Genomic DNA, 19092 nt, shown 5'->3' on the forward strand with positions numbered 1-19092 from the left:
TGAACGAGTTACACACCCAATAGCCGGTTCACCTAAAAAGACCGGCATTAAAAAGAGAACCAAAGGAGCTTCACCCATGAAACTGAGCAGCAAAGCGCTTCTGGCCCTGGCCATCAGCAGCATCACGGCAACCGCCTTCGCTGAAACCCAGAGCCAGGACTTCGTTCCAACCACATTGGCCGGCACCAGTGCCCAAAGCGAGGCCAAAGGCTTTGTCGATGGATTCAGCCTGGGCGGTACCACCCGTAACTGGTTCGCCAACGAACAACGCTTCCGCGGCAGCAAATTCAGCTACCAGAAGCACGGCGAAACCCGCACTGACGCGTACCGTACCAACTGGGTACAAGGCACCATCCTCAACGCCACCTCGGGCTTCACCCAAGGCACCGTTGGCGTGAGCACCGAAGTGGCGGTCTACAACGCTCTGGTTCTGGACCGTAGCAAGCGCGACATCAAGGGTGGTTCCAACCGTACCCTGGCCGACTCCAACGGTGACGCCGTCGACCAATGGAGCAAACTGGGCCTGGCCAACGTCAAGTTCCGTGTCTCGAACACCACCTTGACCGCCGGTCGCCAGAACTTCAGCAGCGGTATCGTCGACACCATCGGCAACCGTGCCCTGCCTTCGAGCTTTGAAGGTGTGAGCTTCAACAGCGAAGAATTCAGCAACCTGTCGTTCCAGGGCGGCGTGTTTGACCGCGTTTCGCCACGTACCGAACAGAGCCTGTCGAAATTCCGCACCGAATACGGCAATGGCCAGGAAACCGACAAGGTCAACACCTTGGGCGTTAACTACCAGCCATTCAAAAGCCTGAAAACCAGCCTGTTCGCCGCCAACGTCGAAGACTTCTGGAACCAGTACTACTTCGGCGCCACCCACGAACTGGGTGATGCACAGACCCTGGCTCTGACCACCGGCCTGAACTACTACAAAACCGTCGATACCGGCAAAAAGCTGATGGGCAAGATCGACAACGATACCTACTCGCTGTCGCTGGGCCTGACTCACCAAGCCCACAGCCTGACCTTCTCGTACCAGGAAGTGAACGGTAACGAGTACTTCGACTACCTGCACGAAACCAACGGCATCTACCTGGCCAACTCCCTGACGTCCGACTTTAACGGCCCGAACGAGAAATCCTTCCAGGTTGCCTACGGTCTGAACATGGCCGAATACGGCGTGCCAGGCCTGAAGTTCAATATCTACTCGGCTCGCGGCTGGGGCATCGACGGCACCCACTACACCGGCAACGGTGGCATCGCCGGCCGTGGTTACGACGGCATCCAGTCCCAGGACGGCGAGAAACACCAGGAATACGGCATCGGTACTTCCTACGCCCTGCAGAGCGGCCCACTCAAGGCCACCACCATTCGTGGTACCTACGTGACTCACCGCGCCAGCGCCAACCAGGCTGACGGCAACCTCCGTGAGTTCCGCCTGGTCACCACCATCCCGTTCAACATTCTTTAATTAGCGCCAGGTAGACGGCGGGCTCATGACGAGCCCGCCGTCTACGCTTGTCTGGTTTAATCGATTGCAGAGGGCTCTGAATGAAAATGCTCCCGCTACAAGCTGCCATTGCCGCTGCGCTGTTGAGCGTTGCGATCGGCGTATCAGCCAAACCGCTGGTGGTCTGCACCGAAGCCAGCCCGGAAGGTTTTGACCCGGTCCTGTACACCACCGCCGTGACGGCTGACGCCGCTGCCGAAACCATGTTCAACCGCCTGGTGGACTTCAAGCCCGGCACCACCGAAGTAGTCCCCGCGCTGGCCAAGGCCTTGCCGGAAATCAGCGCCGATGGCCTGACCTACACGTTCCACCTGCGTGACGACATCAAGTTCCACACCACCGACTACTTCAAACCCACGCGCAACATGAATGCCGACGACGTGCTTTGGAGCTTCCAGCGCCAGCTGGACCCGAACCACCCTTGGCACAACAAGTCCAACGTGGGCTACCCGTACTTTGAAAGCATGGGCTTCAAGGAACTGCTCAAGAGCGTAACGAAGACCGACGACCACACCGTCGTATTTACCCTGACCCGCCCTGAAGCCCCATTCCTGGCCGACCTGGCCATGGCGTTTTCCTCGATTCACTCCGCCGAATACGCCGACCAGTTGCTCAAGTCCGGCAAGACCGATGACCTGAACGCCAAGCCGATCGGCACCGGGCCGTTCATCTTTACCCGCTACGCCAAAGACGCCCAAGTGCGCTTCAAGGCCAACCCGGACTACTTCCGTGGCAAGCCGCCGGCTGACCCGCTGATCCTGGCGATCACCACCGACAACAATGTGCGCCTGCAGAAACTCAAGGCCAACGAATGCCAGATCGCGCTGTATCCGAAACCGGATGACGTGCCGAGCATGAAAGCCGACCCGAACCTGAAAGTGGCAGAGCTGGCGGCGATGACCACCAGCTACACCGCGTTGAACACCACGCACAAGTACATGAGCGACGCACGGGTGCGTCACGCGATCAACATCGCGTTCGACAAAAAAGGCTATAACGAATCCCTGTACGGCAAAGGCAACGCTGTGGATGCCACCGGCCCGTACCCGCCCACCCTGCTGGGTTTCAACGACAAACTGAAAAACCCGCCACGGGACCTGGATAAAGCCCGCGCCTTGCTCAAGGAAGCCGGCGTACCGGAAGGCACCGAGATCACCCTGTTCACCCGTAACGGTGGCGGCCCGACCAACCCTAACCCGATGCTCGGCGCCCAGCGCATGCAGGCGGACTTGGCGCAAATCGGTCTGAAAGTGAACATCAAGGTGATGGAATGGGGCGAAATGCTCAAACGCGCCAAAGCGGGCGAGCACGATATGGTTTCGGCTGGCTGGGCAGGGGATAACGGCGATCCGGATAACTTCCTCACGCCTAACCTGAGTTGCGATGCAGCCAAAAACGGCGAAAACTACGCCCGTTGGTGTAACAAAGAGTTTCAAGACTTGATCGACAAGGCCCGCGCTGACGCTGAACCCACACAGCGCGCTGCACTCTATGAACAAGCCCTGGACGTTTTCGCCAAGGACCAACCGTGGATTCCCATGGCTTACCCGAAAATGTTCACCGCCATGCGTAAAAACGTCGAAGGTTTTACCCAAAGCCCTCTGACGACAAATAACTTCGCCACCACCCAGGTGAAGTAATAAGAGAAGACGCTCGGCACCGTCGCCATTGACGGTGCCGAACCTGCCTAACCGGCTGATTGAGGTACACAACAAGATGTTTAGTTTTATTGCCCGCCGATTGGGGTTATTGATCCCCACGTTTTTCGGCATCACGTTGCTGACGTTTGCGTTGATTCGCATGATCCCCGGCGACCCCGTCGAAGTCATGATGGGCGAACGACGAGTCGACCCCGAGATGCACGCACAGGCAATGGAACGCCTTGGCCTTAACAAGCCTTTGTACGCGCAATACCTGGATTATGTTGGCAAGCTCGCCCACGGCGACCTTGGCGAATCGCTGCGCACGCGCACCAGCGTGTGGACCGAATTCACCGCCCTCTTCCCGGCAACCCTGGAACTGTCCATGGCCGCCCTGTTGTTCGCCGGTATCCTGGGCCTGTTGGCCGGGGTAATCGCGGCCTTGAAACGAGGATCCCTGTTCGACCATGGGGTGATGGGCATCTCCCTCGCGGGATATTCGATGCCGATCTTCTGGTGGGGCCTGATCCTGATCATGTTCTTCTCGGTAAGCCTGGGCTGGACCCCGGTTTCCGGACGTATCGACCTGCTTTACGACATCGAGCCGCGCACCGGCTTCATGCTGATAGACACCCTGCTGGCTGACGAGCCGGACGCATTCTTTGACGCCCTGCACCACCTGATCCTGCCGGCCATCGTGCTCGGTACCATCCCGCTGGCGGTGATTGCGCGGATGACCCGTTCGTCGATGCTCGAAGTCTTGCGTGAAGACTACATCCGTACCGCCAAGGCCAAAGGCCTGTCGCCGGCGCGCGTGGTATTCGTACACGGCCTGCGTAACGCGCTGATCCCGGTCCTCACCGTGGTCGGCCTGCAAGTCGGCACGCTGCTGGCCGGTGCGGTCCTGACCGAAACCATCTTCTCGTGGCCTGGCATCGGCAAATGGCTGATCGAAGCCATTGGCGCGCGGGACTACCCGGTGGTGCAAAACGGCATCCTGCTGATCGCCTGCCTGGTGATCCTGGTGAACTTCGTGGTGGATATCCTCTACGGCTTCGCCAACCCACGCATCCGTCACCAGCGCTGAGATCATGACCATGACCACACCTACTCAAGTGTCAGCAGTCGATCAAAGCCTGCTGTATCCGTCCCCGTACAAAGAATTCTGGCAAGCCTTCTCCAAAAACAAAGGCGCGGTTGCCGGCCTGCTGTTCATGTTGCTGATCGTGTTCTGCGCGCTCTTCGCCCCTTGGGTTGCGCCGCATAACCCGAGCGAGCAATACCGCGACTTCCTGCTCACCCCACCGGCGTGGCTGGAAGGCGGGCAGATGCAATTCCTGCTGGGTACCGACGAACTGGGCCGTGACCTGCTCTCGCGTCTGATTCAGGGCTCACGCCTGTCCTTGCTGATCGGCTTGTCGTCGGTGGTGATGTCGCTGATCCCGGGCATCCTGCTGGGTCTGTTCGCCGGGTTCTTCCCGCGCCTGCTTGGCCCAACCATCATGCGTTTGATGGACATCATGCTGGCCCTGCCATCGCTGCTGCTGGCCGTTGCCATTGTCGCGATCCTCGGCCCTGGCCTGATCAACACCGTGATTGCGATTGCCATCGTGTCCTTGCCGTCCTATGTCCGTCTGACCCGCGCTGCGGTGATGGGCGAACTGAACCGCGACTACGTGACGGCCGCCCGCCTCGCCGGCGCCGGCCTGCCACGCCTGATGTTCATCACCGTGCTGCCTAACTGCATGGCGCCGCTGATCGTTCAGGCGACCTTGAGCTTCTCTTCGGCGATTCTCGATGCCGCGGCCCTGGGCTTCCTCGGCCTTGGCGTACAACCGCCAACCCCTGAGTGGGGCACCATGCTGGCTTCGGCCCGTGACTACATCGAACGCGCCTGGTGGGTGGTGAGCCTGCCGGGTCTGACCATTTTGCTCAGCGTGCTGGCAATCAACTTGATGGGTGACGGCCTGCGCGATGCGCTGGACCCGAAACTCAAGAACGCCGCCTGAGGAGATTCCCATGTCACTGTTAGAAATCAAGAATCTCAACGTCCGCTTCGGCGACAAGACCGCCGTGCCGGTGGTCGATGGCCTCGACATTTCCGTCGACAAAGGCGAAGTGCTGGCAATCGTTGGCGAGTCGGGTTCGGGTAAATCCGTGACCATGATGGCGCTGATGGGCCTGATCGAGCACCCCGGTATCGTCACTGCTGACGCGCTGAACTTCGACGGCAAGGACATGCTCAAGCTGAGCAACCGCCAGCGTCGGCAGATCGTCGGCAAAGACCTGGCGATGGTGTTCCAGGACCCGATGACCGCGCTGAACCCCAGCTACACCGTGGGTTTCCAGATTGAAGAAGTGCTGCGCCTGCACCTGAAAATGTCCGGCAAGCAAGCGCGCAAGCGTGCGATCGAACTGTTGGAAAAGGTCGAGATCCCCGGCGCTGCCAGCCGTATGGACGCCTACCCGCACCAACTGTCCGGCGGTATGAGCCAGCGTGTCGCAATCGCCATGGCAATTGCCGGCGAGCCGAAACTGCTGATTGCTGACGAACCGACCACCGCGTTGGACGTGACCATCCAGGCGCAGATCATGGAATTGCTGCTGGCCCTGCAGAAAGAGCAGAACATGGGCCTGGTGCTGATCACTCACGACCTTGCGGTCGTGGCTGAAACCGCCCAGCGCGTGTGCGTGATGTACGCCGGCCAGGCCGTGGAAGTCGGCCAAGTACCGCAACTGTTCGACATTCCGGCGCATCCGTACAGCGAAGCGCTGCTCAAGGCGATCCCCGAGCACAGCCTTGGCGCCACGCGCCTGGCCACGTTGCCGGGTATCGTGCCCGGCCGCTATGACCGCCCGCAGGGTTGCCTGCTGTCGCCGCGCTGCCCGTATGTGCAGGAAGCCTGCCGTGCCCAGCGGCCCGGCCTTGACCCGAAAAGCAACAGCCTTGCGCGCTGCTTCTACCCCTTGAACCAGGAGGTGGCGTAATGGCCGTCGTTCTTACCGCCCGCGACCTCACCCGCCACTACGAAGTGTCCCGTGGCCTGTTCAAGGGCCATGCCCTGGTGCGTGCGCTTAATGGTGTGTCGTTCGAGCTGGAAGCTGGCAAGACCCTCGCCGTAGTAGGCGAGTCGGGTTGCGGCAAATCCACCCTGGCCCGTGCGCTGACACTGATTGAAGAGCCGTCATCGGGCTCCTTGAAGATCGCCGGCCAGGAAGTGGCCGGCGCCGACAAGGCCCAGCGCAAGCAATTGCGCAAAGACGTGCAGATGGTGTTCCAGAGCCCGTATGCGTCGCTGAACCCGCGTCAGAAAGTGGGTGATCAACTCGGCGAGCCGCTGTTGATCAACACCCACCTGTCGGCCGCCGAGCGCCGCGAGAAAGTGCAGGCGATGATGAAGCAAGTGGGCCTGCGCCCTGAGCATTATCAACGCTACCCGCACATGTTCTCCGGTGGCCAGCGCCAGCGGATCGCATTGGCCCGCGCCATGATGCTGCAACCTAAAGTGCTGGTGGCGGATGAGCCGACCTCGGCACTCGACGTGTCGATCCAGGCCCAGGTACTCAACCTGTTCATGGACTTGCAGCAGGAATTCAACACCGCCTACGTGTTCATCTCCCACAACCTGGCGGTGGTGCAACACGTCGCCGACGACGTGATGGTGATGTACCTCGGCCGCCCGGTAGAAGTCGGCCCCAAGGAAGACATCTACGCCCGCCCGCTGCACCCGTACACCCAGGCGCTGCTGTCAGCCACCCCGACCATCCACCCGGACCCGAGCAAGCCGAAGATCAAGATCGTCGGCGAACTGCCCAACCCGCTGAACCCGCCGCCAGGTTGCGCTTTCCATAAGCGCTGCCCGTATGCGACCGCGCGGTGCAGCAGCGAGGAACCGCAGCTGCGCGCCCTGGATAACCGCCAGGTGGCATGCCACTACGCGGAGCAGTTTGTGGCCTGAGCGCAACAAAAATGCCCTGGGTGATTAAGCCCAGGGCATTACAGGAGTTCTACCGCCCCACCCGTCGGATTGCGCATCAGTCCGGCAGGTGGGGCTTTTTTTTGTTCGACTCAGGTATCGCTATCGCCTTCGGTGTCATCGTCATCTGGCGCTTGCTGATCATCATCATCCTTGGAGCCGCCTTGGTCCTCATCACCAGGCTCGGCCTCGCTCTTGGCCAACTGCAAACCACCCACCTGCGGCGTCTTTGCCGCCACATAGCCCGGCGCCTGGCTGTGCACGGCCGTACTGGCCCATGCAGAGGAAGCACCCAGCGATAGCATCACCAGTACTTTTAGCAACAACACCAAACGTTGAAAGATAGTCATGGTCGATTTCCGTCCAGTCAGTGAATCACGTGCACCAGCATGCGGCCGGCACTGGGATTTAAGCTAGTTTCGTTCTCGGTTTTACGCCAATCAGGCTTCAGGTATCGCCGTCATCGTAGGTTTCGCTGTCCTCACCTTCGTTGTAGGGGTTCTCTTGGTCTTCCTTGGGCGCGGGCTGAGCCCGGGGCTGCCAACTGCCGGAATTGACCTCCTTCTGCTTTTTCTTGGTAACCGGGCCGGTGTCTTTCCACTGTGGCGTGCCGGTCTCCGCCAGCGCCGAGGTGCCTGCCAGCCCCAAAGCCGCCAGCAACATCAGCTGGACGGCACATTGAGTTGTACGCAAGGTCGTCTCCTGATCCGTCGGTGAGTGCGTGAAGTATTTGAATACGCTAGACCGGATGCGGGCTTCTCGCCAATGCCACAGACAGATGAAGACCAACTGTGGGAGCAGCGTCGCGCCCACAAAAAAGGGCGAAGCCATGACAGCTTCGCCCTTTGGTGTACCGCGCAGACCTTAGTGGTGCTCACGCGTCGCCCGGAATTTCACATCCGGCCAGCGCTCTTCCATCAGCGCCAGGTTGACCCGCGTCGGTGCCAGGTAGGTCAGGTGACCACCGCCGTCGATCGCCAGGTTTTCTACGGCCTTGTTGGAGAACTCTTCCAGCTTCTTCTTATCACTGCAATCGATCCAGCGCGCGGAGTACACGGTGATTGGCTCGTAGGAGCATTCAACCTTGTATTCCTCCTTCAAGCGGCTGGCGACCACATCGAACTGCAGCACACCGACGGCGCCGAGGATGATGTCGTTGCTGCGCTCGGGGAAGAACACCTGGGTGGCGCCCTCTTCGGCCAATTGCTGCAAGCCTTGGCGCAGTTGCTTGGACTTGAGCGGATCACGCAGGCGTACGCGGCGGAACAGTTCCGGGGCGAAGTGCGGGATGCCGGTGAAGCCCAGGGCTTCGCCTTCGGTGAAGGTGTCGCCGATCTGGATGGTGCCGTGGTTGTGCAAACCGATGATGTCGCCGGCGAACGCTTCTTCCAGCTGCTCACGCTCGGAGGAGAAGAACGTCAGGGCGTCGCCGATGCGCACGTCCTTGCCGGTGCGCACGTGGCGCATCTTCATGCCTTTTTCGTATTTGCCGGAGCAGATGCGCATGAAGGCGATACGGTCGCGGTGTTTGGGGTCCATGTTCGCCTGGATCTTGAACACGAAGCCGGTGAATTTCTCTTCGACCGGTTCCACGGTGCGCTCGTTGGCAACGCGGGCCAGGGGTTTCGGTGCCCAGTCCACCACGGCATCAAGCACGTGATCGACACCGAAGTTGCCCAGAGCCGTACCGAAGAACACCGGCGTCAGCTGGCCGTCGAGGAATTCCTGCTGATTGAATTCGTGGCAGGCGCCCTGTACCAGTTCCAGCTGGTCGACAAAACGGTCGTACTCGTCACCCAGGTGGGCGCGGGCTTCGTCCGAGTCGAGTTTCTCGATGATCTTGGTTTCGGTGCGTTCGTGACCGTGGCCGGCGGTGTAGACAATGATGTAGTCGTCGGCCAGGTGATAAACGCCCTTGAAGTCGCGGTAGCAACCAATCGGCCAGGTGATCGGCGCGGCCTTGATTTTCAGGACGGCTTCGATTTCATCCAGCAACTCGATCGGGTCGCGGATATCGCGGTCGAGTTTGTTGATGAAGCTGACAATTGGCGTGTCACGCAGACGGCAGACGTCCATCAGCGCGATGGTCCGTGGCTCAACGCCCTTACCGCCATCGAGGACCATCAAGGCCGAGTCCACCGCGGTCAGGGTGCGGTAGGTGTCTTCGGAGAAGTCTTCGTGGCCCGGGGTGTCGAGCAGGTTGACCATGTGGTCGCGATACGGGAACTGCATGACCGACGTGGTAATGGAAATACCCCGTTGTTTTTCCATCTCCATCCAGTCGGATGTCGCATGGCGGTCGGATTTGCGGGATTTCACCGTGCCGGCCACAGCGATTGCCTTGCCCATCAGCAACAGCTTCTCGGTGATGGTGGTTTTACCGGCATCGGGGTGGGAAATAATGGCGAAAGTGCGGCGTTTCGCGACTTCGGCGGCCTGGTGGGTCATGGGAAATCGCCTGGCAGGTGAGTCAAAAAAGGGCGGCGAGTATAGCGCAAACCCCAGGCGCCGGACCACCGTTCAGCCCATTGGGGGTGGCTAAATGCTGCCAAGTGTGGAACCTTTTAAAAGGTAGAGACGTCCACTCCCCTGCTACCGCACTCGTAACAGGGGCTGAAAAATCAGCAAGTTAGCCTGACGAGGCTGCGCTCATGGCTCGATCGCATACCGCGTTGCCGGTATCGGCGAGCTGCTTTTCGCGAACACATTCGAAGGCAGCCAGGAATGGCATTGCCGCCGGAGAATGTGTTCGCCGACAAAAGAAAAAAAGGAGTCCGCCTGTGGCTATTCGCTATGGCAAAGGGCTGATAGGAGGTGTGGTTGTCGTCGCACTCCTGGCCCTGCTGGTCCACTGGATCGGCATCAACACGATCGAACTGTACCGCGACGATTTGTTGTTTTACCTGCAAGCACACCTGATCCTCGTTCTAGTCTCCATGCTGGCCGCCCTCGTTGTGGGCATCCCCGCCGGCATCCTGCTCAGCCGACCGAACATGGTCGGGCGCGCAGAACGCTTCATGCAGATCTTCAACATCGGCAACACCGTCCCTCCCCTGGCCGTACTGGCCATCGCCCTCGGCGTCCTTGGCATCGGCAGTGGCCCGGCCATCTTCGCGCTGTTCCTCGCCTCTCTGTTGCCCATCGTGCGCAACACCTACGAAGGCCTTAAAAACGTTCAAGGCTCACTCAAAGAAGCCGCCACCGGCATCGGCATGACGCCGCGCCAGGTGCTGTTTCGCGTGGAACTGCCTAACGCCGTGCCGATCATCATCGGCGGCGTGCGTGTGGCCCTGGCGATCAACGTCGGTACCGCACCGCTGGCCTTCCTGATTGGCGCCAACAGCCTGGGCAGCCTGATTTTCCCCGGCATCGCCCTGAACAATCAGCCGCAATTGCTGCTCGGCGCCGCGTGCACCGCGCTGCTGGCATTGCTGCTCGACGGTCTGGTGACCATGGCCAGCCGCCTCTGGCTGGAACGCGGGTTGCGTCCGTCTTAAGGCTTGGCAAAGGAATTCACATGAAAAAACTGACATTGATACTGAGCTGCGTCCTGCTGCTGGCAGGTTTTGCGCAAGCCGCCGAAAAACCAGTGATCCGTATCGGCGCCCGGGTGTTCACCGAACAGACCCTGCTCGCCGAGATCACCTCCCAATACCTGCGCACCAAGGGCTACGACACCCGCGTGACCGGCGGCCTGGGCAGTAACCTGGCACGCAGTGCCCAGGAAAGCGGGCAACTGGACCTGATCTGGGAATACACCGGCGTGTCGCTGGTGGCCTACAACCACGTGGACGAAAAGCTCGACAGCGAACAGTCCTACGCCCGAGTGAAAGAACTCGATGCGAAAAAAGGCCTGGTCTGGCTCTCGCCGTCGAAATTCAGCAACACCTACGCGCTGGCACTGCCGGAAAACGTCGCCCAGGAATTCCCGCAGATCAACACCATCAGCGACCTGACCCAAGCACTCGCAGAGAAAACCAAAGGCACGCGCCTGGTGGCCCTGGATACCGAGTTCGCCAACCGTTCCGACGGCATGGCCGGCATGGTCAAGCTGTATGACATGAACCTGACCCGCAAAAACACCCGGCAGATGGACGCTGGCCTGGTCTACACCGCGCTGCGTAATGGCCAGGTGTTTGCCGGGTTGGTCTACACCACCGACGGTCGCCTGAACGCCTTCAAATTGAAGCTGCTGGAAGACGACAAGCATTACTTCCCGGACTACACCGCAGCGCCTGTGGTGCGTCAGGTTTATCTGGACGCCCACCCTGAATTGGCCGCAGACCTCAAGCCGCTGGCCGCGCTGTTCGACGATGCAACCATGCGCCAACTGAATGCGCGGGTCGACGTCGACCATGAAAGCCCGTCCGCCGTGGCTGCAGATTTCCTGCGCCAACATCCGATCAACCCATAAGAGGAGAAGACATGGAATTCCTGAACGCCTTTTCCCATCTTGATTGGGCCCAAGTCCTGCACCTGACCTGGCAGCACATCACCCTGGTCGGCATTGCGGTAATCCTGGCGATTGTCGTCGGCGTGCCCCTCGGCGTGCTGATGACCCGCTTCCCGACCCTGGCCGGTCCGCTGCAAGCCAGCGCCACGGTGCTGTTGACCGTGCCGTCCATCGCCTTGTTTGGCCTGCTGTTGCCGTTCTACTCCAAGTTCGGCCAGGGCCTGGGGCCGATGCCGGCGATTACCGCCGTGTTCCTCTACTCCCTGCTGCCGATCATGCGTAACACCTACCTCGCCCTCACGGGCGTGGAGCCTGGCATTCGCGAAGCCGCCAAAGGCATCGGCATGACCTTCGGCCAGCGCCTACGCATGGTCGAGCTGCCCATCGCCGTGCCGGTGATCCTCGCCGGTGTGCGCACCGCCGTGGTGATGAACATCGGTGTGATGACCATTGCCGCCACCATCGGCGCCGGTGGCCTGGGTGTACTTATTCTGGCTTCCATCAGCCGCAGCGACATGTCGATGCTGATCGTTGGCGCCGTGCTGGTCAGTCTCCTGGCCATCTTCGCCGACCTGCTTCTGCAATGGCTGCAACGCTCGCTGACTCCAAAAGGACTGCTCAAATGATCGAACTTCAAAACCTGACCAAGACTTTTCAAAGCAACGGCAAAACCGTGTCCGCCGTGAACGACGTTAGCCTGACCGTCAACGAAGGCGAGATTTGCGTATTCCTCGGCCCGTCGGGCTGCGGCAAGAGCACCACGCTGAAAATGATCAACCGCCTGATCAAGCCCACCTCGGGCAAGATCCTGATCAATGGCGAAGACACCACCGACCTCGACGAAGTGACCCTGCGTCGCAACATCGGCTATGTGATCCAGCAGATCGGCCTGTTCCCGAACATGACCATCGAGGAAAACATCGTGGTGGTGCCCAAGCTGCTCGGCTGGGACAAGCAGAAATGCCACGACCGCGCCCGCGAATTGATGAGCATGATCAAGCTGGAACCCAAGCAGTACCTGCACCGTTACCCGCGTGAACTGTCGGGTGGCCAGCAACAGCGGATCGGTGTGATCCGCGCGTTGGCGGCCGATGCACCGTTGCTGCTGATGGACGAACCGTTCGGTGCGGTCGACCCGATCAACCGCGAGATGATCCAGAACGAATTCTTCGAGATGCAACGCGCGCTGAACAAGACCGTGATCATGGTCAGCCACGACATCGACGAGGCCATCAAACTGGGCGACAAGATTGCGATCTTCCGCGCCGGCAAGCTGCTGCAGATCGACCATCCGGACACCTTGCTGGCGCATCCGGCTGACGAGTTCGTCAGCAACTTCGTCGGCCAGGACAGCACCCTCAAGCGCCTGCTGCTGGTCAAAGCCGAAGATGCAGCCGACAACGCCCCGTCGGTGAGCCCGGAAACTCCGGTGGCGGATGCGCTGGAGCTGATGGATGAAACTGACCGCCGTTATGTGGTGGTCACCTGCGCCGAGAACAAGGCGCTGGGTTATGTACGACGTCGCGACCTGCACCGTCAGACCGGTACCTGCGGGCAGTACCTGCGCGAGTTCAACGCCACGGCGGCGTACGACGAGCATTTGCGCATCCTGTTGTCGCGTATGTATGAGTTCAACCGTTCGTGGTTGCCGGTGATGGATGCCGAGCGGGTGTTCCTCGGTGAGGTGACTCAGGAGTCGATTGCCGAGTACCTGAGTTCCGGTAAGTCGCGTGGCGGCAAGACCAGTATTGTGTCGCCTGCCGAGACCGCCCTGGCCTGACACAACGAGGTAAAAAATGTGGGAGAGGGCTTGCTCCCGATCGCGGTGTGTCAGTTACTTCATCTGTCACTGATCCACCGCTATCGGGAGCAAGCCCCCTCCCACATTTCCCCTTCGGTGAGTCAGGGAAATCGCCTCGATTACCACTCGACGGGGAACATCAATCCGTCACACCTGTCGGTTACATAAGTAGCTGCACCGGGTCCCGCGACGAACGCGTGCAAAAACGCGACATTTTTAGTTGATCTATGGCCCCTCACGTCCTAAAGTTCGCGCCGAACGTCCATGCTGGAAACGATCCATCCGGCTCAAGTACTGACGACGAGACAGCAAGGCCAAGGGACGCGGTTATCCCATGGCCTTTTTGCTTTCGGCGACATGCCTTGGGAAGTAGGCGAACCAAAGTGGGGATACGGAGGACGTTCAGTTGCACCCATTGATCAAAACAGTTTGCCCTTAGGAGTTCCCAGCATGTCGATCAACGTCGAAGATTATTTCGCGCGCGCCACTTTTGACAAAATGAAGGCGTTCGCGGACAAGCAAGAAACCCCGTTCGTGGTGATCGACACCGCGATGATCAGCCAGGCCTACGATGACCTGCGCGCCGGTTTCGAATTCGCCAAAGTCTATTACGCGGTCAAGGCCAACCCGGCTGTCGAGATCATCGACCTGTTGAAAGACAAAGGCTCGAGCTTCGACATCGCGTCGATCTACGAACTGGATAAAGTGATGGACCGTGGCGTCAGCCCCGACCGTATCAGCTACGGCAACACCATCAAGAAATCCAAGGACATCCGCTACTTCTACGAGAAAGGCGTGCGCCTGTTCTCCACCGACTCCGAAGCCGACCTGCGCAATATCGCCAAGGCCGCGCCGGGCTCGAAAGTGTATGTGCGTATCCTCACCGAAGGCTCGACCACGGCTGACTGGCCTCTGTCGCGCAAATTCGGCTGCCAGACCGACATGGCCATGGACCTGCTGATCCTCGCCCGCGACCTGGGCCTGGTGCCTTACGGCATCTCCTTCCACGTCGGCTCGCAACAGCGCGACATCAGCGTGTGGGACGCAGCGATCGCCAAGGTCAAAGTGATCTTCGAGCGCCTGAAGGAAGAGGACGGTATCCACCTCAAGCTGATCAACATGGGCGGCGGCTTCCCGGCCAACTACATCACCCGCACCAACAGCCTGGAAACCTACGCTGAAGAAATCATCCGCTTCCTCAAGGAAGATTTCGGCGACGACCTGCCGGAAATCATCCTCGAACCCGGCCGTTCGTTGATCGCCAACGCCGGTATCCTGGTCAGCGAAGTGGTGCTTGTGGCGCGTAAATCGCGTACCGCCGTCGAGCGCTGGGTGTACACGGATGTGGGCAAGTTCTCCGGCCTGATCGAAACCATGGACGAAGCCATCAAGTTCCCGATCTGGACCGAGAAGAAAGGCGAGATGGAAGAAGTGGTCATCGCCGGTCCTACCTGCGACAGCGCCGACATCATGTACGAAAACTACAAGTACGGCCTGCCACTGAACCTGGCGATTGGTGATCGTTTGTACTGGTTGTCGACCGGTGCCTACACCACCAGCTACAGCGCAGTTGAATTCAATGGCTTCCCGCCGCTGAAGTCGTACTACGTGTAAGCACGCCGCACACAAAAAACCCATGACATGTCATGGGTTTTTTTATGGGTCAGGACAGGGTCGTTGCGCGCTGTTCGTAGGCCTCGGCCATTGCCCGAACCTGCGGATTGGCGGCCGCCGCCAACGCCTTGCTGGCTGTGCGCAGGAATTTGAGATTTCCGCCGGCCAGTGCCTGGCGTAACCACGCCAACGCAGTGTCGACCTGACCGCTGTCGGCCAACACCGCCGCATAACTGAACTGCCCGCGAAAATCCCCGCCTTCGGCTGAGCGTCGATACCAGGCCACGGCCGACTCCAGGTCCTGTGGGCAACACCGGCCCTCTTCCAGATAACGCCCCAAAAGGTTCATCGACTTGGCATGGCCCTGCTCGGCCGCCTGGCGATAGAACCCCAGCGCTTGCGCTTGATCTACAGCCACGCCGCGACCGGTGGCCAGCAGGTTGGCGTAGTTGTACTGGCCCCAATCCAGCCCGGCCGTTGCCGCCAGGCGATATTCGCTGGCGGCCGCGACTTCGTCGACGGCGCAACCCCAGCCATGTTCCCGGCAACGCCCGACCATATTGCGGGCCATCAAATGCCCGCCCTGCGCCGCAATCTGGAACCAGCGCAACGCCAGCGCTTGATCACGTGCAATGCCGCGCCCTTCCAGCAGGATTTGCCCAAGCAGGGCCTGGGCGTCGACCACGCCCTCCTTCGCCGCCATCAAGATGGCCTGGGCGGCACGCACCGGAGAGTCATCGAGCATGCGTTGCAATTGCTCGACGGTGAGGACTTCTTCACGGCGCAATAAAAACCCCATGTCAGACCTCAACCCAGCGGCGCAACAGGTTGTGGTAAGTGCCGGTCAGCTGGATCAGCGCCGGGTGGTCGGGAACATCGCGGGTCAGTTGCTGGATCGCGCCGTCCATCTCGAACAGCAAGGTGCGCTGGCTGTCTTCGCGCACCAGGCTTTGGGTCCAGAAAAACGCGGCATACCGCGTGCCGCGCGTCACCGCGTTGACTTTGTGCAGACTCGAACCTGGGTAAAGCACCATATCGCCGGCCGGCAGTTTTACCCGCTGCAGGCCGAAGGTGTCCTGGATCTCCAACTCACCGCCGTCGTATTCATCCGGGTCGCTGAAAAACAGCGTGGACGACAGGTCGGTACGTACCCGCTCATGGCTGCCCCTGGGCTGACGCACGGCGTTGTCGATATGAAAGTCGAAACTGCCACCCGCCGTGTAGCAATTGAGCAGCGGTGGGAAGACTTTGTGCGGTAACGCCGCCGACATAAACAGCGGGTTTTTCCATAGGCGCTCAAGCATTGCCGCGCCGATTTCCTTGGCCAACGGGTGGCCTTCGGGCAATTGCAGGTTGTGTTTGGCTTTGGCGGATTGGTGCCCGGCAGTGATTTTACCGTCGGCCCACTCGGTGTTTTCCAGGGCTTGGCGAATGCGCAGCACCTCCTCGCGAGAGAACAGGCCGGGAATGTGCAGCAGCATGGGGCGATACCTGAAATCAGAGAGGCGCCAATGGTATTGATTCTTATCCTCCCTGTAAAACCCAGGGACGAACGAGCGGGTAAAAACCGTAGGCGGAAAGTGTAAAGAATGTAAATTCAGTGCGAATAGCAATGTATCGCAATTGATATCAAGTCTTGTTGACCCTATATTCCGCGGCCTCAACTCCTTGGGGAAGGACAACTCATGTCGCGCACTACGCTAAAAATATCTGCCGGTTCACCACGCGTACTGGCTTCGGCCATCGGCGTTGCACTCAGCGCCAGCTCTGCTGCCCACATGGCGCAAGCGGCCGAAAGCACTGAACAAAAAGGCCAGCGCAACAGCATCTCCCTGGGTGCCACCAGCATTACCGGCCAGGAACAGGACAACACGTCCTACCAGGTAGAAAAAGCGTCTTCGCAGAAGTACACCGCACCACTGGTCGACACACCGCGCTCGGTCACCGTCGTGCCGCAACAAGTCCTCAAGGACACCGCCGCGACCTCGTTGCAGGATGCCTTGCGCACCGTACCGGGAATTACCTTCGGCGCCGGTGAAGGCGGCAACCCTCAGGGCGATCGCCCGTTCATTCGGGGGTTTGACGCCCAGGGCGACACCTACCTTGATGGCGTGCGCGACACCGGCGGCCAGAGCCGCGAGATCTTCGACATCGAGTCGATCGAAGTCAGCAAGGGCCCGAACTCCTCGTTCGGCGGGCGCGGCTCGGCCGGCGGCAGCATCAACCTGGTCAGCAAAACACCACAAGCCCGCGACTTTACCAACGGCGGTTTCACCTACGGCTCCGACCAGACCCGCCGCTACGTGCTTGATGTAAACCGTCAGTTCCTCGACACCGCCGCGTTCCGCCTGAACCTGATGAGCCATGAGCAAAACGTGGCCGGGCGTGATGTGATCGACTACGACCGTTGGGGCGTCGCACCGTCGCTGACCTTCGGCCTGGGCACCCCGACCCGCGTCAACGTCAGCTACTACCACATGGAAAGCAACGACCTGCCGGACGCCGGGATTCCATACGGCTACAGCAACAGCGGCGCCAAAGCCGTTCATGTGCATGACAAACCGACCGACGGCGGCGACAGCAGTAACTTCTATGGTTTGAAGGACCGCGACTTCCGCAAGACCCGCGCCGACATCAGCACGTTCTCGATCGAGCACGACCTGAACGACACCATGACGCTGAAAAACACCCTGCGCCATGGCAGTACCGGTCAGGACTACATCCTCACCCAGCCGGACGACAGCCAGCACAACGTCAACCAGTTCGGCACTGTGTGGCGTCGCGCCAACAGTCGCGTGTCGACCACTGACACCACCACCAACCAGACCGATCTGTTTGGCAATTTCCAACTGGCGGGCATGAAGCACGCTTACTCGACCGGCCTGGAATTCACTGGGGAAGAAACCCGCATCAGCGGCTACACCGTCAGCCCGAATACCAACCCCACCTGCACCGTGGCCAAAGGCAGCCTGGGCGGCCAGTGCACATCCTTGAGCAACCCGACACCGGACGACGCCTGGACAGGCAGCGCCAAACGCAATTACCTGGGCACCAACACCAAGGCCACCAGCCGCGCGGCCTATGTGTTCGACACCATCGAACTGGACCCCAAATGGCTGCTGAACGTCGGCGTGCGCTACGACACCTTCGACACCGTGGCCAACACCAATGCCGCTGCCGGGCGCACTAAAATCAAGGACGACAGCCAGTTCTTCAACTGGCAGGCCGGCCTGGTCTGGAAGCCGCTGGACAACGGCAGCATCTACACCTCCTACGCCACCTCGGCCTCACCGCCCGGCGGCCTGGTCGGCGAAGGTGCCGATGGCAACCCACTGTCTGCCGGTGCCGCCACCAGCGACCTGAAACCGGAAGAAACCGTTAACTATGAGCTGGGCACCAAGTGGGACCTGTTCCACAGCCGCCTGTCCCTGACCGCTGCGGTCTTTCGCACCGAGAAGAAAAACACCCGAATCCTGGTGGACGCGATGACCTACCAGAACGGCGGCGAGTCTCGCGTCGACGGCCTCGAACTGTCCGCCAGCGGCAAACTCACCGATCAATGGCAAGTGTTCGCCGGCTACAGCTACCTGAAAAGCGAGCTGGTGGAGGCCGGTCTCAACGGCCGTAATGGTGTCATCAGCGCGGGCTCCAACAAAGGCAACGCAATGCCCAACACGCCGAAGAACACCTTCAGCCTGTGGACGACGTATGACATCACACCCAAGCTGACCATCGGCGGCGGCGCGTTCTATGTCGACCAGGTTTACGGCGACGCCGCCAACACGGTGTACGTACCGGCGTATACCCGCTACGACGCCATGGCCAGCTACAAGCTGACCAAGAATGTCGACCTGCAGTTGAACGTGCAGAACCTGACCGACAAGACCTACTACGACAAAGCCTACGCGGCACACTTTGCCAACCAGGCGGCCGGGCGTACGGCGCTGTTGACCACCAGCTTCCACTTCTAAGCACGCTCGGCCTTGAGCCAAAAGCCCCACGCATCGGATGCGTGGGGCTTTTGCGTGTAAAACAGAATGTTTCTCGACAACTCACGGCATAATGCGCGCCGTGACCTACTACCCAGATGAGCGAGG

17 protein-coding genes are annotated in these 19092 nt (G+C 60.1%); 12 read left to right on the forward strand and 5 right to left on the reverse strand.

The genetic code is table 11. The annotated features are described in order from the left end of the window. The first annotated feature begins 76 nt into the window (after positions 1-76). From JFT85_RS11715 to JFT85_RS11740, 6 genes are all read left to right on the forward strand, one after another. Complete coding sequence (locus JFT85_RS11715; protein ID WP_053254374.1) at positions 77-1471, forward strand: OprD family porin; 1395 nt, start codon at positions 77-79, stop codon at positions 1469-1471. A gap of 80 nt (positions 1472-1551) precedes the next feature. After that, on the forward strand, positions 1552-3150 hold the full coding sequence (locus tag JFT85_RS11720) for an ABC transporter substrate-binding protein (protein ID WP_053254373.1): 1599 nt from the start codon (positions 1552-1554) through the stop codon (positions 3148-3150). Positions 3151-3226: 76 nt separating this feature from the next. After that, a complete protein-coding gene (locus tag JFT85_RS11725; RefSeq protein WP_010565541.1) occupies positions 3227-4237 on the forward strand; it encodes an ABC transporter permease subunit in 1011 nt (336 codons plus the stop codon). A 10-nt stretch (positions 4238-4247) separates the two neighbouring features. After that, the gene (locus JFT85_RS11730) at positions 4248-5159 is read left to right on the forward strand and encodes an ABC transporter permease subunit (RefSeq protein WP_053254372.1); all 912 of its coding nucleotides are present in this window, start codon (positions 4248-4250) and stop codon (positions 5157-5159) included. A gap of 10 nt (positions 5160-5169) precedes the next feature. Next, positions 5170-6138 (forward strand): ABC transporter ATP-binding protein, encoded by a 969-nt coding sequence (locus tag JFT85_RS11735; RefSeq protein WP_053254371.1) that lies wholly within the window; start codon positions 5170-5172, stop codon positions 6136-6138. After that, positions 6138-7109 carry a peptide ABC transporter ATP-binding protein gene (locus JFT85_RS11740; RefSeq protein ID WP_053254370.1) on the forward strand — a complete coding sequence of 324 codons (972 nt, stop codon included), beginning with the start codon at positions 6138-6140 and terminating at the stop codon, positions 7107-7109. The genes JFT85_RS11735 and JFT85_RS11740 overlap by 1 nt, the downstream gene beginning before the upstream one ends. Positions 7110-7219: 110 nt before the next feature. Here JFT85_RS11740 and JFT85_RS11745 read toward each other — a convergent pair whose 3' ends face one another. The 3 genes from JFT85_RS11745 to JFT85_RS11755 all read right to left on the reverse strand — a co-directional run bounded on the left by JFT85_RS11745 (position 7220) and on the right by JFT85_RS11755 (position 9575). Next, a complete protein-coding gene (locus JFT85_RS11745; protein WP_169875877.1) occupies positions 7220-7477 on the reverse strand; it encodes a hypothetical protein in 258 nt (85 codons plus the stop codon). Between the two features lie 97 nt (positions 7478-7574). After that, positions 7575-7820 (reverse strand): hypothetical protein, encoded by a 246-nt coding sequence (locus JFT85_RS11750; RefSeq protein ID WP_201229881.1) that lies wholly within the window; start codon positions 7818-7820, stop codon positions 7575-7577. 171 nt (positions 7821-7991) lie between these two features. After that, positions 7992-9575 carry a peptide chain release factor 3 gene (locus JFT85_RS11755; RefSeq protein WP_017138290.1) on the reverse strand — a complete coding sequence of 528 codons (1584 nt, stop codon included), beginning with the start codon at positions 9573-9575 and terminating at the stop codon, positions 7992-7994. A 332-nt stretch (positions 9576-9907) separates the two neighbouring features. Here JFT85_RS11755 and JFT85_RS11760 point away from each other — a divergent pair, with 332 nt between their 5' ends. From JFT85_RS11760 to JFT85_RS11780, 5 genes are all read left to right on the forward strand, one after another. After that, a complete protein-coding gene (locus tag JFT85_RS11760; protein WP_027604862.1) occupies positions 9908-10624 on the forward strand; it encodes an ABC transporter permease in 717 nt (238 codons plus the stop codon). 20 nt (positions 10625-10644) lie between these two features. Beyond that, a complete protein-coding gene (locus tag JFT85_RS11765; protein WP_069553187.1) occupies positions 10645-11541 on the forward strand; it encodes a glycine betaine ABC transporter substrate-binding protein in 897 nt (298 codons plus the stop codon). Positions 11542-11552: 11 nt separating this feature from the next. Further along, on the forward strand, positions 11553-12206 hold the full coding sequence (locus JFT85_RS11770; protein ID WP_027604864.1) for an ABC transporter permease: 654 nt from the start codon (positions 11553-11555) through the stop codon (positions 12204-12206). Then, a complete protein-coding gene (locus JFT85_RS11775; protein ID WP_017138294.1) occupies positions 12203-13360 on the forward strand; it encodes an osmoprotectant ABC transporter ATP-binding protein OsmV in 1158 nt (385 codons plus the stop codon). Before JFT85_RS11770 ends, JFT85_RS11775 begins: the two co-directional genes overlap by 4 nt. Before the next feature lie 471 nt (positions 13361-13831). Then, positions 13832-14995 carry a type III PLP-dependent enzyme gene (locus JFT85_RS11780; RefSeq protein ID WP_053254366.1) on the forward strand — a complete coding sequence of 388 codons (1164 nt, stop codon included), beginning with the start codon at positions 13832-13834 and terminating at the stop codon, positions 14993-14995. 49 nt (positions 14996-15044) lie between these two features. Here the strand turns inward: JFT85_RS11780 and JFT85_RS11785 are convergent, their stop codons facing one another. Together JFT85_RS11785 and JFT85_RS11790 are read right to left on the reverse strand one after the other, a co-directional pair. Beyond that, positions 15045-15794, reverse strand: a complete 750-nt coding sequence (locus JFT85_RS11785) for a tetratricopeptide repeat protein (RefSeq protein WP_053254365.1) — start codon at positions 15792-15794, stop codon at positions 15045-15047. A gap of 1 nt (position 15795) precedes the next feature. Beyond that, positions 15796-16476 carry a Fe2+-dependent dioxygenase gene (locus tag JFT85_RS11790; RefSeq protein WP_053254364.1) on the reverse strand — a complete coding sequence of 227 codons (681 nt, stop codon included), beginning with the start codon at positions 16474-16476 and terminating at the stop codon, positions 15796-15798. Between the two features lie 204 nt (positions 16477-16680). Between JFT85_RS11790 and JFT85_RS11795 the strand changes: the two genes are divergently transcribed. After that, entirely contained in the window at positions 16681-18966 is a 2286-nt protein-coding gene (locus tag JFT85_RS11795) for a TonB-dependent receptor (protein WP_053254363.1), read from the forward strand. Positions 18967-19092 lie beyond the last annotated feature (126 nt).

The sequence above is a fragment of the Pseudomonas sp. TH04 genome (genome assembly GCF_016651355.1).
GTDB lineage: Bacteria > Pseudomonadota > Gammaproteobacteria > Pseudomonadales > Pseudomonadaceae > Aquipseudomonas > Aquipseudomonas fluorescens.